Origin of the sequence: Bradyrhizobium sp. SZCCHNRI1029 (assembly GCF_032487555.1) — a bacterium.
Taxonomy (GTDB): Bacteria; Pseudomonadota; Alphaproteobacteria; order Rhizobiales; family Xanthobacteraceae; genus Bradyrhizobium.
Genome location: NZ_JAUEUK010000001.1, coordinates 496543 through 509769 on the forward strand (window position 1 = coordinate 496543; position 13227 = coordinate 509769).

General features: G+C 66.8%; 12 protein-coding genes. 3 read left to right on the forward strand and 9 right to left on the reverse strand.

The annotated features are described in order from the left end of the window. Positions 1 to 115 precede the first annotated feature (115 nt). From QW861_RS02325 to QW861_RS02335, 3 genes are read right to left on the reverse strand one after another with little or no spacing between them, the layout of a single operon-like run. Positions 116 to 412, reverse strand: coding sequence for a hypothetical protein (locus QW861_RS02325; protein WP_315749924.1), 297 nt, complete (start codon positions 410 to 412; stop codon positions 116 to 118). Between the two features lie 23 nt (positions 413 to 435). Continuing rightward, complete coding sequence (locus tag QW861_RS02330) at positions 436 to 1677, reverse strand: patatin-like phospholipase family protein (RefSeq protein WP_316192655.1); 1242 nt, start codon at positions 1675 to 1677, stop codon at positions 436 to 438. Continuing rightward, positions 1674 to 2591, reverse strand: a complete 918-nt coding sequence (locus QW861_RS02335; protein ID WP_315712471.1) for a DUF3313 family protein — start codon at positions 2589 to 2591, stop codon at positions 1674 to 1676. The genes QW861_RS02330 and QW861_RS02335 overlap by 4 nt, the downstream gene beginning before the upstream one ends. A 161-nt stretch (positions 2592 to 2752) precedes the next feature. Here QW861_RS02335 and QW861_RS02340 point away from each other — a divergent pair, with 161 nt between their 5' ends. The 3 genes from QW861_RS02340 (at position 2753) to QW861_RS02350 (ending at position 6003) form a co-directional block, all read left to right on the forward strand. Next, positions 2753 to 3391, forward strand: a complete 639-nt coding sequence (locus tag QW861_RS02340; protein ID WP_316192656.1) for a TetR/AcrR family transcriptional regulator — start codon at positions 2753 to 2755, stop codon at positions 3389 to 3391. A 101-nt stretch (positions 3392 to 3492) separates the two neighbouring features. Further along, positions 3493 to 4632, forward strand: coding sequence for a hypothetical protein (locus QW861_RS02345; RefSeq protein ID WP_316192657.1), 1140 nt, complete (start codon positions 3493 to 3495; stop codon positions 4630 to 4632). Positions 4633 to 4776: 144 nt separating this feature from the next. After that, the gene (locus QW861_RS02350) at positions 4777 to 6003 is read left to right on the forward strand and encodes an ABC transporter substrate-binding protein (protein ID WP_315712474.1); all 1227 of its coding nucleotides are present in this window, start codon (positions 4777 to 4779) and stop codon (positions 6001 to 6003) included. A gap of 99 nt (positions 6004 to 6102) precedes the next feature. On the opposite strand, the gene QW861_RS02355 is transcribed toward QW861_RS02350, so the two are convergent. The 6 genes from QW861_RS02355 to QW861_RS02380 all read right to left on the reverse strand — a co-directional run bounded on the left by QW861_RS02355 (position 6103) and on the right by QW861_RS02380 (position 13196). Then, a complete protein-coding gene (locus tag QW861_RS02355) occupies positions 6103 to 7323 on the reverse strand; it encodes a PLP-dependent aminotransferase family protein (protein ID WP_316192658.1) in 1221 nt (406 codons plus the stop codon). 137 nt (positions 7324 to 7460) lie between these two features. Continuing rightward, the gene (locus QW861_RS02360; RefSeq protein WP_316192659.1) at positions 7461 to 8714 is read right to left on the reverse strand and encodes a TCR/Tet family MFS transporter; all 1254 of its coding nucleotides are present in this window, start codon (positions 8712 to 8714) and stop codon (positions 7461 to 7463) included. A 29-nt stretch (positions 8715 to 8743) separates the two neighbouring features. Then, positions 8744 to 10114 carry a ribosome biogenesis GTPase Der gene (gene der, locus QW861_RS02365; RefSeq protein ID WP_316192660.1) on the reverse strand — a complete coding sequence of 457 codons (1371 nt, stop codon included), beginning with the start codon at positions 10112 to 10114 and terminating at the stop codon, positions 8744 to 8746. Between the two features lie 82 nt (positions 10115 to 10196). Next, positions 10197 to 10727: a hypothetical protein gene (locus tag QW861_RS02370; protein ID WP_316173844.1), complete on the reverse strand. Its 531-nt coding sequence runs from the start codon at positions 10725 to 10727 to the stop codon at positions 10197 to 10199. Positions 10728 to 10772: 45 nt separating this feature from the next. Further along, a complete protein-coding gene (locus QW861_RS02375; protein WP_316192661.1) occupies positions 10773 to 11426 on the reverse strand; it encodes a tetratricopeptide repeat protein in 654 nt (217 codons plus the stop codon). A gap of 177 nt (positions 11427 to 11603) precedes the next feature. Further along, positions 11604 to 13196 (reverse strand): class I adenylate-forming enzyme family protein, encoded by a 1593-nt coding sequence (locus tag QW861_RS02380; protein ID WP_315749909.1) that lies wholly within the window; start codon positions 13194 to 13196, stop codon positions 11604 to 11606. Positions 13197 to 13227: the final 31 nt, after the last annotated feature.

Here is a 13227-nt window from a genome sequence, read left to right on the forward strand (position 1 = left end):
GCGGGGCCACGTTAGACGGCCGACGCGTCCTGATCGCCGGGCGCCCCGTTGAGGCTCGCATTCTCCGGGGTGAATGATCCGGGCCGGACAGCGCCGCTCCGCCCGCGGCCGGCGCCTATCTCGGTCCGGCAGGATCTGCCGCGGCGGGTTTGGCGGCTGCCGACTTGCCCGCAGCCGCCTTCGCCACAGCCGGCGCCTGGCGATCGCGCACCGCCATCAGCTCCTTACGCAGCTTCTCCTGCTGCTCGACCGACAACACCGGACGCTGGTCGTCATGCGGCACGTCGTTGACGGGGAGATAGTTGTAGGTGTTGTGGAACTGCGTGGTGGCGTCGGGCGGCGGCGTGGACGACGTCGCGCAGCCGCCGAGCAGCAATGGTATCAGCAGCACGGCGCGCGCAGCGGAGCTCACGACAGACCTGCAGATTCGCCAGATCATCGCGCGGCCGCCGCCATCGTGCGCGCCGGGATCTGCGCCGTGATGCCGTGCTCGTTGGACTGCAGCCCCGGCAGGCTCTTCACCCAGGGATAGCCCCGCCGTCCCATGTCGTGGCCGCGATCGAACAGCGCGGTCATGTAGGTGCGGTCGAACGGACCGTCGGCCTTGGCCTGGAAATCGGCCGGCACGCTGGCGAGGTTGAAGTCGATGCCGTTGAACTTCGCCACCGAGTAGATGCGGTAGATATCGCCGATGCCCTGGTTCTTGATCAGGGTCGACAGCGAGCGTTGCGTCACCGAGAGCACGTCGGCGCCGACGCTGTCCCATTGCGGATCGATGCGGGCGTTGCGGATGACGTAGAGATGCGCGCCGCTCACGCTCCGGCGCGGGCCGCGGCAGGAGACGAGACGCAGCACCGACGGACCGATGAACACCTGCCGCGTCACGCCGCCGTCGACATGGAGCTCGTCGTAGTCCTTGTCGCCGATCCGCACCTTGATGCGAACCGGAGCGAAGGCGCCCGGCACGGTCGCGGACGCCAGCAGCACCTGGCGGAACAGCGCGATCGCCTCGGGCGTATCGGCGGCTGCGATGCGGCCCATGTCCCACAGCACCGGACGCTGCGCATCGAGATTGGTGGTGCCGACCAGAAGCACCCGGCCCTTGCTGCTCTCGCGCGCGACGTCGCGGAGAAACTCGCGATCGACATACTTCTCGATCAGCCGCGACAGCGGCGTGTTGTCGGCCAGCGCCGAGCCCTGCAGCAGGCCGGGAATGTTGACCGTGAAGATGTCCTTGCGCTCATAGGCGGTGAAGATCTCGCGCAGCTTGTCATCATGCTCGCGCCCCAGGAAGACGAACGGCGCGATCAGCGCGCCGGAGCTGACGCCCGTCACCATGTCGAACGACGGCCGGTTGCCGGCCTCGCCCCAGCCGGCCAGCAGCCCGGCGCCGAACGCGCCGTTCTCGGCGCCACCGGAGATCGCGAGGAAATTCAGCGGACGCGAGATCGGGAGTTCGGCCGACGCGCGTGACATCGCGGCCTCGGCAAAGCGCGGCGCCGGCTCGTCACCCCAGTAGCGGACGTTGCGGAAGCCGACCGGGTCGGCGCTGACAGCCGCCGCCTCCGGCAGCGCGTTGCGTGGCATGACGGCTGCGCACGCCGCCAGCAGCAGCGACGCGGCGCACGCGAGCAGGACACGCGGGACAAGCACGCGGAAGGGGGCGGCGGACTTCATCGCGACGCTTGCTGCTCCACGCTTGCGATCTCCGGCGACGGCTGCGGCGCGTCCGGCCTGGCTTCCTCGGCGCCCTTGTCGGTCCAGCCCGGCGGCAGGCCCAGACCGGCACCGACGAAGCCCTTCAGGCCGGGGAAACGTCCGTACTGCTCACATGCGGCATATTTGGGAGCAGCGCCGAGCTTGGCCGGCACGCTCGACACCGAAGGCAGCGAGGCCAGCGACGGGACGCCTGAGAACGGCGACTCGCCCGTCGACACCAGCTTCGCGAAGTCGGCGCCGAACTCGGAAGCGAGGTCGTAGGCGTCGCCGTCATTGGCCATACGGGCAGTCGAGACCGAGTTGGCGCCGCGCGCCCACACCATTGCGGCCTTCTGGAACCCTGCGAAGTCGCGCGCCTCGGCCTCGACGGACAGCGTGCCAAGCCCGACCGGCAGCCGCGGCACCGGCACCGGGACGCCGGGTAGCGCGACACTCTTGGCGATCGACGCCGCCTGCGAGGCGGCTGAGGCGGTCGCGTTGGTCGCCGTGGCATGGGTGACGGTCGCCTTGACCGTCAGATCGGCCTCCTCGCGGGGTCCGACGATCTGGAATCGCTCGCTCAGCCGCAGGCACATTTCCCGGCTGATGACGTTGGCCACCAGCTTGCGCTCGCTCTCGTCGAGGGCGATGTCGGGACGCGGCGGAAACGCGGTCGGCTCGATCCGGATCGTCTTGGCCTCGAGCAGCTCCTTCTTGTTGGCCTTGATCTGCGCGCGCGTCACCAGGCCGTTGGCTTCGGCGAGATGATCGTAGTTCTTGAGCGAGCCGGCCCGCTCGAGCGGGGCGGTGGCGCAGCCGGCCGTTGCCAGCGCCAGGGAAACCAGGGTCATCGACTTCAGCGGAGCGAGACGCATCGAAACGGTCAGACCCATTGATAGACAACTCACTCTAATTAAGTCTCACAAGCCGTAGCGCTTGTCCAACGAAACTAGATCAAATTCTCTAGATTAGAGCGGCGAGAAATATTATTTTATATTACAAGCAGTTGGCGGAAACGACGAATGTGGCGAGAGTTGGCCCGGCAGGACACGCGATGAGAAAGGTCGATCCGGTCAAGCACGAGCAGAAGCGCCGGGAGATTCTCCAGGCCGCCCTGTCGTGCTTCGTCAGGAACGGATTTCACGGCGCCAGCACCACCGACATCTGCGCCGCCGCCAAGATCAGCCCGGGCCACCTCTACCATTACTTCCCCAGCAAGGAGGCGATGATCCAGGCGCTGGTCGAGCAGAATCTGAGCCACGCTGCATCGCGCCTCCAGGCAATCCTGGCCTCGCCCGACGTGATCGACGCCCTGGTGCAGGAGCTCGAGAGCACCAGCATTCACCAGCCGCAGGCCCAGGTCCTCAGCGCCGAGGCTTTGGCTGAGGCCTGCCGCAATGCCGACTTTGCAGCCATCGTCCATGCCCATGCGCGCGCGATGCGGGCGCTGCTGGTCGACTTCCTCACCAAGGCACAGGACCGCGGCGAGGTCGATCCCGGCCTCGATCCGGAGGCGACCGCGAACATCCTGTTCGTGATCGTCGACGGCGCACGCGCGCTGCCGATCCGCAATCCGAACGTCGACATCAAGAAGAGCAGTGAGCATCTGCGGCTCATGCTGACGCGCTTTCTGCGGCCGCCCACGTTGCGGACGCCGCCGAAAAAGGAAGCGGTGGAGCAGGCGCCGGTCTGAGCCTGCCGATCGGCGTCCCCCCGCGCGATTGACACTCCGCCATGCCCGCGATTGACTGCGTTCATAAGCGGATGACCGCAGCACATATCGGGGAGGACGGCATGACGCGAGCACGACGCGGACACGCGACAAGGCCTGCCCTAGTCATTCTGCTGTTCGCCGTTGCGGCCGGCAACGTCCTCTTCTCTCGCAGCACCAGCGCCGCAGCAGAGGTGCCCGCGTTCGCCGTCGAGCCGTCCTGGCCGAAGCAGCTCCCCAACAACTGGATCCTCGGCCAGGTCGGCGGCATCACGGTTGATCACCAGGGCCACATCTGGGTCATTCACCGGCCGCGCTCGCTGACCGACGACGAGAAAGGCGCTACGCTCAATCCGCCGCGATCGAAATGCTGCATTCCGGCGCCCCCGGTGCTCGAATTCGATACCGACGGCAATCTCTTGCGCGCCTGGGGCGGCCCGGGCCCGGGCTATGAATGGGTCGGCCGCGAGCATGGCATCGAGGTCGACGAACGCGGCTTCGTCTGGATCGGCGGCAATGCCGACAATGACAACGCCATCCTGAAGTTCACGCTCGATGGCAAGTTCGTCGCTCAGATCGGAACGATGGCGCCGAGCAAGGGCTCCAACGACACCACCCAGCTCGGCAAGCCCGCGGAGACAGCGATCGACAAGGAGGCGAACGAGATCTACGTCGCCGACGGCTACGGCAACCGCCGCGTCATCGTGTTCGATGCCACCACCCTCGCCTACAAGCGGCATTGGGGCGCCTATGGCCATCTCCCTGACGATGCCAAGCAGCCGCCGTATGATCCCAAGGCACCGGTCGCCCAGCAGTTCGGCAATCCCGTGCACTGCGTGAAGATCGCCGACGATGGTCTCGTCTATGTCTGCGACCGCATCAACGACCGCATCCAGGTGTTCAGGAAGGACGGGACATTCGTGACCGAATGGTTCTTCGAAAAGAACACGCTCGGCAATGGCGCGGTGTGGGACATCGCGATCTGGCCGGATCCGAAGCAGACCTACCTGCTGTCTGCCGATGGCGAGAACAACGAGATCCGCATCATCAGGCGGGATGACGGCAGCGTGATCGGCAGCTTCGGCCACAATGGCCGCAATGCCGGCCAATTCCATTGGGTGCACGCGATGGCTGTCGACCGGCAGGGCAACGTTTATACCGCCGAGGTCGACACCGGTAAGCGCATCCAGAAATTCCGGCTGACCTCGGACGCCCTGCGTTAACGCTCAAGCGAAACGCACAAACCTTGGGCGCGTCTCGCGCCTTTTGGCGCATTGCCGCAACTCACAAGACCGGCTATCCAGGGAGACCGACGGCAAAGGGCGCCCAAGAAGCCCCGCCGTGACACGACACCAGGGAGGACTTTGATGACGACGTCTCATGCGCGGCGGATGGCTGCGCTGCTTGCCGCCACCACGCTCAGCTTTGCCGGCTCCGCCTTCGCCGACGACAAGGTCGTCAAGATCGGCGTGCTCAACGACATGTCCAGCCTCTACGCCGACATCGGCGGTCCCAACTCGGTCGCAGCCGTCAACATGGCGGTCGAGGATTCCGGCCTGAAGGCCAAGGGCTGGACCATCGAGGTCATCAGCGGCGACCACCAGAACAAGCCCGACGTCGGGGTCAATATCGGCCGGCAGTGGATCGACACGCAGAAGGTCGACGTGATCATGGACACGCCGAACTCGGGCGTGGCGCTGGCCGTCTCCAACCTGGTCAAGGAAAAGAACTCGATCCTGTTGAACTCCGGTGCCGCCACGGCGGACCTGACTGGCAAAGCGTGCAACGCAAACACCATCTCCTTCACCTACGACACCTATATGCTCGCGAACGGCACCGGCAAGGCGCTGACCAAGGCCGGCGGCGACACCTGGTTCTTCCTGACCGCCGACTATGCCTTCGGTCACGCGCTGGAGCGCGACACCTCGGCCGTGGTGACCAGCAGCGGCGGCAAGGTGCTGGGCTCGGTGAAGCACCCGCTCAACACCGCCGACTTCTCGTCCTTCCTGCTGCAGGCGCAGTCGTCGAAGGCGAAGGTCATCGGGCTTGCCAATGCCGGCGGCGACACCACCAACTCGATCAAGCAGGCCTCGGAATTCGGCATCGTCCAGGGCGGCCAGAAGCTCGCCGCACTCCTGCTGTTCGTCAACGACGTGCATGCGCTGGGGCTGAAGGTGGCGCAGGGCCTGACCTTCACCGAGTCGTTCTACTGGGATCTGAACGACCAGACCCGCGAATGGTCCAAGCGTTTCCAGAAGCTGTCGCCGAAGGGCACGATGCCGTCGATGACGGTGGCGGGCAACTATGCCGGCACGCTGCATTACCTCAAGACGCTGGAAGCGCTCGGCGGCAATCCGCATGACGGCGCCAAGGTCGTGGCCAAGATGAAGGAGATCCCGACCGACGATCCGCTGTTCGGCAAGGGCCCGCTGCGCGCCGACGGACGCCGCCTGATCCCGGCCTATCTGTTCGAGGTCAAGAAGCCCGAAGAGTCCAAATACCCGTGGGACTACTACAAGCTGATCGCCAAGATCGCGCCTGAGGATGCCGCCAAGCCGCTCGAGGCCAGCGACTGTCCGCTGGTGAAGAAGTAAGCCGATAGCCCCGATGCGGGATGCGGTGGATTAGCATCGCGTCCCGCCAGTGCCGCTGCGCAGACGATGCGACATTCGCTGCGCCGAATCACGTCATCGTCAGCGCAGCAGGCTCGCGAGGCGGCCGATGCCTTCCTCGATCACGGCCTCCTCGGGCAGCGAATAAGACAGGCGGATCGTGTTGGTGCCGCTGCCGTCGTGGAAGAAAGCTGCCCCGGGAACGAACGCCACCTGGGCCTGATTCATGGCCCGGTCGAGCAAGGCGGCACCGGACACGCCGTCCGGCAAGGTGAGCCAGACGAAGAACCCGCCGTCGGGCCGCGTCCACCTCGCTTCTGACGGCATCTGTGCCTCGAGTGCCCTCAGCATCGCATCGCGCTTGAGCCGATAATGCGCGCGCGCCCGTGCAATCAGCCCGGCATGCCCTCCGTCTGTCACGAGCCTGTGCATCACGATCTGATTGATCGCTGACACGTTGAGGTCGCTCGCCTGCTTGATGAGGACGAGACGGCTGATGATGGCGCGCGATGCACAAACCCAGCCGATGCGCAGGCCCGGCGCGACCGTCTTCGAGAACGTTCCGAGATGGATGACGCGGGAAGCATCGAGCGAGCCGCGGCGACGGACGTCCAACGACTGCAGCGACGGCATCTCGTCGCCGTCGAAACGCAAGGCAGAATAGGCGCTGTCCTCCAACACCGGCACGTCCAGCTCGCCGGCGAGATCCAGGACATCGGCGCGCGCCGAACGCGACAGCGTCTCACCGGTCGGATTGGCAAAGTCCGGCACGACATAGACGAACTTCACGCGCGCCCCCGCAGCTTCTTTCGCGGCTTCGTCCGCGTAGGAGGCCGGGGTGCGGTTCGCAGCGCGTGGACCGATCGAATCGTAACGCGGCTCGTAGGCCGAAAAGGCCTGCAGCGCGCCAAGATAGGTGGGAACGGTGACGAGCGCCGTATCCGCGGGCGTGAGCAGCAGCTTGCCGAGAAAATCGAGCGCCTGTTGCGATCCCGCGGTGACGAGGATGTTGTCTGGCGAGGCCGCTATGCCCTGAGCGGTCATGTGCTCGGCGATCCACTGGCGAAGCGGACCGTAGCCCTCGCTGACGGCATATTGCAGAGCAGCGGAAGCCACGTTGGGCGATGCCAGCGCATCGGCATAGACCTGCGCCGCCGCTGCTGCAGGAAACAGCGCGGGATCGGGGATGCCGCCGGCGAACGAAATCATGCCGGGCCGCTCCAGCACCTTGAGCAGCTCGCGAATCTCCGATGCCTTCATGCGATCCGCGCGGCGCGCGTAGACGGGCTTCCAGCTCACCAATATTCCTCCCCTGATCCGGATATTTATGTCAGCATTATTGACCTATTATGAAGCGTGTGCAATCCCCGTCCGCGCGAGAGCGCGAGAGCTTCATCGGTGGGGTCAGCGGATGAGAACCTTCAGGCCGGCGCGCTAGTCTAGCTGTTCTTTGCCGAGGACAGCGTCCGCACCGCAATCAGGAGAGCGACGATCAGCAACGCCGACGCCAGCAGGAACGGCGCGCCGGGTAGATGCGCCGGCGCGGCCGTTCCGATGAAATAGGCAAAGGTCAGCGTGAACAGGAAGGGACCCGCGAGCTGGGCCACGCTCTGCACGCTCGACGTCGCGCCCTGTAGCTGGCCCTGCTTGTCCGGTGGGACGAGGCGGGTCATCAAAGCCTGCATGGCCGCGCCCGACACGCCCCATAGCGCCATCACGGGGATGCCGAGCCAGCTCAGCGGTCCCGTCGGCGCCACACCGAAAATGAAGAAGCCGACCATGCCCGCCGACAGGCCGAGCATCAACGCGCCGCGCTCGCCGAACAGGCGGACGATCAGCCCGACCGCGCCGCCCTGCACGATCATCGCGCAGACGCCGACCATCGCCAATGTGAGGCCGACGGTGCGGGTGTCCCAGCCGTAGCGGTAGGTCGCATACAGCACGAAGGTCGACGGCAGCACGACATGGGCAAGCTGGGTGATGAAGTTCACGGTCGACAGCCCCGCCAGGATGCGGTCCGATGCCAGCAGCCGCAGCGCACCGAGCGGGTTCGCCGTCCGCCACCGGAATGGACTGCGCCGTTCCGGCTTCAGCGACTCCGGCAGCACCAGGAAGCCATAGAGCGCGTTGGCGAAGCTGAGCCCCGCAGCCGCCCAGAACGGCAGCCGCGGATCGATGTCACCCAACAGTCCGCCGGTGGCGGGACCGAGCACGAACCCCGCACCGAACGCTGCGCCGATGCGGCCGAAGATCGCGGCCCGCCGATCCGGCGGCGTCAGATCGGCGATGTAGGCAAAGGCGGTGGAGATGCTGGCCGAGGTGACGCCGGAGACCAGGCGCCCAACGAACAGCCAGGCGAGCGACGGCGCCAGCGCCATCAGCACGTAGTCGGCGGCGAGGCCGAAGTTCGACAGCAGGATCACCGGTCGTCGGCCGAAGCGATCGGACAGGCTGCCGAGCACCGGCGAGAACACGAACTGCATCAGCGCCCAGGCGGTGCCGAACAGGCCGAAGATGCGGGCCGCCTGCGCGGTGTCGTTGCCGACGAAGCTCTCGATCAGCTTCGGCAGGATCGGCATGATCAGCCCGAGCGCGAGCATGTCGAGCAGGATGGTGACGAAGATGAAGGCGACCGCGCCGCGGCGCGGGGCCGGCGCATTTTCGGTCGCGACGCTCGGCGGACTTGCTTCCATGGCCGGACCGCTTCCGCTACCGCAACTGATCAGTTCGGCCGCTTGCGCTTGTGCGCGAACGGATTGGCCTTCTCGCGCAGAGTGATGCGCACCGGCGTGCCGGGCAGCTCGAAGGTCTCGCGCATCGAGTTGGTGAGATAGCGCAAGTAGGATTGCGGGATCGCGTCGGCACGCGAGCAGAACAGCACGAAACTCGGCGGCCGCGCCTTGGTTTGGGTGATGTAGTTCAGCTTGAGCCGGCGGCCCGACACCGCCGGCGGCGGATTGTCGGCGATCGCCCCCTCGAACCAGCGGTTCAGCGCCGCCGTCGGCACGCGCCGGTTCCAGACCGCGTAGGCTTCGACGATCGCCTGCATCAGCCGGTCGATGCCCTCGCCCATCAGGCCCGACACCGCCACGATCGGCGCGCCCGCGACCTGCGGCAGCCAGTGGTCGGCATCGCGGCGGAGCATCGAGATCTGGCCGGGGTTGCCGTCCATCAGGTCCCATTTGTTGACGGCGATGACCAGGGCACGCCCCTCGCGCTCGATCAGGTCGGCGATGCGCAGATCCTGCTCCTCGAAGCGGTTCTGCGCATCCATCATCAGCACGACCACCTCGGCGAAGCGCACCGCGCGCAGCGCGTCCGCCACCGACAGCTTCTCCAGCTTCTCCTCGATGCGCGAGCGCCGGCGCAGACCTGCGGTGTCGAAGATGCGGAAGCCGCGGCCCTTCCACTCGATTTCGACCGCGATCGAATCGCGCGTCGTCCCGGCCTCGGGACTCGTGAGCAGCCGCTCCTCGCCGAGCAGATGGTTGATCAGGGTCGACTTGCCGGCGTTGGGACGGCCGACGATCGCAACCCGGATCGGCCTGTTGGCGCGCTCCTCGTCGGTCTCCTCGTGCTCGTCCTCCTCATCGTCCGTGGGCGGCACGAGCTTGCTGACGGCGTCATAGAGCTCGCCCATGCCCTCGCCGTGCTCGGCCGAGATCTGGATGGGATCACCGAGGCCGAGCGCGTAAGATTCCATGGCGCCGAGCTCGCCATGCTTGCCCTCGCTCTTGTTGGCGAGCAACAGCACCGGCTTGTCGGCGCGGCGGGCGAAATCGGCGAAGGCGCGGTCGGCGGGCGTCAGGCCGATGCGGGCATCGATCACGAAGAACAGCGCGTCGGCGAGCGCGATCGCGGTTTCCGTCTGCTCCTGCATGCGCGCGGTCAGCGAGCCCTTGGGGCCCTCGTCGAGGCCGGCGGTGTCGATGATCGTGAAGTTGAGATCGAACAGCTTCGCTTCGCCCTCGCGGCGGTCGCGCGTGACGCCCGGCACGTCGTCGACGAGCGCCAGCTTCTGCCCGACCAGACGGTTGAACAGGGTCGACTTGCCGACGTTGGGCCGGCCGATGATGGCGATGGTGAAGGGCATGATGATCCGTGCGCGTGAGCGCGCAGCTTTAGCGCATTCGGCCGCAAAACCGAACGGGCGATCCGCCGATTCGCAGGTGAGATTAACGGCTGAAGGAGCCGCTCGGCATCGGCGCCGGGAAGCCGCCGCCGGATCGCTGGGCCGCCGGCTGCTGCGCCGGGGCAGCATCATCCGGCGGTGGTGCCGTGGTGCGGCGGCGCACGATCTTCTTGGGCTTCGGTGCCGGCGGAACGGCGGCAGCGCCCTCCTCGACCGCGGCAGCCTCGCCATCCTGCGGATCGGCCGTCGTCGGGTTGTTCACGGCCGCCTGCCGCCGGCCCTTTTTACCCTTGGGCTCCTCCACCGGAGGCGCCGGCGGCGTAGCCGCCTGAGCGCCTGGGTCGGTCACCGGCTGCTGCTGGGCACCCTTGTAGAGTTCCTTCGGCACGCCCTGCTCGAGACCCGGCACGCCCTCCGGGAACACCGGCTTGCGGTCACCCGGCAGCTTCTTCTTGGTGTCCAGGAAGTCGAGCATGTCCGAGGGGTCGAAACTTCCCCCGCTCGCGCAGCCGCCCAGCACGCCGGAAAGCGCAACGAGGACCGTGAGGGCAATGACACGTTGGGGGCGGCGCATGATCGTCGTTCCAATCAACTCGGTTCGCCGTCGCGAGGTTCGCGATCAGCTCTTGGCGACTGCAGGCAATAGCGCCTGCAGCGCTTCGGCGCGCGAGCGCAGGCCCGGCGGGGTCTCACCATCCAGCGCAATCATGTCGAGCCATTGACGGGCCGCCGCGGCATCATTGGCCTTCCACGCCGACAGCGCCAGCAATTCGCGGGCGGCGTGGCGGAACGGCGCGCCAGGCGCCGTTTCGCCTTCGAGGCGCTGCTTGAGGTCGGCGTAAGGCGCCGTATCGGCCAGCAGGCCTGCCGCGCGCAGCCGCGCCATCGACTGCGGCTCGGCCCCGATGCTGTGGTCGGCAGCAAGCTCGTCGTAGATCTTCACGGCAGCCGCCTTGTCGCGCATGGCGGCCTCGGCAGCCTGGTGGAAGCGGGCCAGCATGCGGTATCCCGATGGGGCCCTGGCCGCGACATCGGCAAAGGCCTTCTCCGCATCGGCATGCTTGTTCTGCTCGGAGAGTTCGAGGGCCTTGTTGAAGGCTGAGCCCGCCTCGGCGGCCTTCTGGCCCTCGAGATACTGGTAGCCGCGCCAGCCGCCGACGCCGGCGATGATCAGCACGGCAAGGGCGATGATAAAGATCGAGTAGCGGTCCCACAGCTTCTTGAGCTGTTCCCGACGGACCTCCTCGTCTACTTCATCAATAAATTCAGACACCTAAGGACATCCCGTCAGGTTCGCTGCGAGCGCGCGCGCATGCGTTTGAAGTGCCGCGCGAGCGGCCCGTTGCCCGCGCGCCGGCGCCGATACCGCATCGGCATGGCGGTGGCAAGGCGAGTCCAGCCGAATCAAGGCGTTACTCCCCGGTTCTGCCACAGCGTCCGAACGCGGCTATCACGCCGTCAAGGCTTCGCGCAACTGCCGTTTCATCACCTTGCCGTTGGCGTTGCGCGGCAGGGGGTCCGCGGTCACGGTCAGGGTTTCCGGAACCTTGTAATCCGAGACCCGCTCGGCACACCAGCTGCGCAGCGCTTCGGCGCTCATCGGCTCGCGGGTCACGACCACCGCGTGCACGCGCTCGCCGAGCACCGGACATGGCCGGGCGATGATCGCGCTCTCGACCACCGCCGGGTGGCTCGCCAGCACCGATTCGACCTCGGCCGAGTAGATCTTCAGCCCGCCACGGTTGATCATGTCCTTCTGCCGGTCGAACACCCGGACGAAATTGTCGGCGTCGACGGAGCCGAGGTCGCCGGAATGCCAATAGCCGGCGGTGAAGCTCTCGCCGGTGGCCTTGGGATTGTTCCAGTAGCCCTTGATGACCTGGCCGCCGCCGATCCAGATCTCGCCGATCTCACCGCGCGGCAGCTCCCGCCCCTGCCCGTCCATCACCAGGATGCTGGCGCCCGGACACGGCAGCCCGACGCTGTCGATATGGCGCGCGGTCAGATCCGAGGGCATCAACGTCGCCGGCGAGGTGGTCTCAGTCGAGCCATAGGCGTTGACCAGCCGGAGGCCCGGGATCTTGGCGGCCAGCCGCTCGATGGTGGCGACCGGCATCGGCGCGCCGCCGAAGCCGCCGATCCGCCAGCACGAGAGATCATGACTGTCGAAGTCGCGCTGCAACAGGCAGAGATTGTACATCGCGGGGACCATGACCGTGTAGGTCACGCGCTCGCGCGCGGCGAGCTTCAGATATTCGCCGGCCTTGAACTCCGGCATGATGATCAAGGTGCCGGCGCAGCGCGCCATGCTGGTGATGTTGGCGACGACGCCGGTGACATGGCCGAGCGGCACGGCGGCGATCGAGCGGTCGGCCCGCGTCAGCCCCAGGCAGGTCTCGTAGACCATCGAGGAGTGGATGATGTTGCAATGGGCGAGCATCGCGCCTTTCGGCCGGCCGGTGGTTCCGGAGGTGTAGAGGATCATCGCGGTGTCCTCTTCGGCCACCTCGACGTGATTTTCGTGCGCGGCATGATCGGCCAGCGCTGCAAAATCCGACCGCGCCGGACGATCGTCGACGGCAATGCGCCCCGCCAGCTCCGGCGTTTCCGCAGCGGCCGGCAACCGGTCCGCCAACGCAGCCTCGTGCAGCAGCAGCCGGGCGCCGCAATCCTTCAGCACATAGGCGATTTCCGGCGTCTGCTGTCGCGTCGACAGGAGCACCGTGATCAGCCCGAGCTTGGCTGCGGCAAACAACGTGAGCACGAATTCGATGCGGTTGCCGAGCAGCAGCGCCAGCCGGTCGCCCTTGCGCAAGCCCCTCGCCTGCAGCCCGCCGGCGATCCGCGCGGCGGTCGCGGCGACCTCGCGCCACGACAGCCGCACGGCCCCGCAGACCAGCGCCTCGCCGTCGCCGTTGCGCTCCACCGCTTCTTCGACCATGGCCCAGAGGTTCGCGGGCCGCTCCGTGAACAACGGAACCACGCGATCGCCGAAACGGGCTTCGCGCCGCATCGGCGGCGTTACATAGGTCGACCAGTCCATGGAGTTTCCCCGAGCTTGGCTTCTTGTCGTT

Bases quoted from the DNA above. Each gene is read 5' to 3' on its own strand.
- QW861_RS02330 (WP_316192655.1), bottom strand. From the start codon at position 1,677: ATGAAGTCCGCCGCCCCCTTCCGCGTGCTTGTCCCGCGTGTCCTGCTC.
- QW861_RS02335 (WP_315712471.1), bottom strand. From the start codon at position 2,591: ATGGGTCTGACCGTTTCGATGCGTCTCGCTCCGCTGAAGTCGATGACC.
- QW861_RS02340 (WP_316192656.1), top strand. From the start codon at position 2,753: ATGAGAAAGGTCGATCCGGTCAAGCACGAGCAGAAGCGCCGGGAGATT.
- QW861_RS02345 (WP_316192657.1), top strand. From the start codon at position 3,493: ATGACGCGAGCACGACGCGGACACGCGACAAGGCCTGCCCTAGTCATT.
- QW861_RS02350 (WP_315712474.1), top strand. From the start codon at position 4,777: ATGACGACGTCTCATGCGCGGCGGATGGCTGCGCTGCTTGCCGCCACC.
- QW861_RS02360 (WP_316192659.1), bottom strand. From the start codon at position 8,714: ATGGAAGCAAGTCCGCCGAGCGTCGCGACCGAAAATGCGCCGGCCCCG.
- der (WP_316192660.1), bottom strand. From the start codon at position 10,114: ATGCCCTTCACCATCGCCATCATCGGCCGGCCCAACGTCGGCAAGTCG.
- QW861_RS02370 (WP_316173844.1), bottom strand. From the start codon at position 10,727: ATGCGCCGCCCCCAACGTGTCATTGCCCTCACGGTCCTCGTTGCGCTT.
- QW861_RS02380 (WP_315749909.1), bottom strand. From the start codon at position 13,196: ATGGACTGGTCGACCTATGTAACGCCGCCGATGCGGCGCGAAGCCCGT.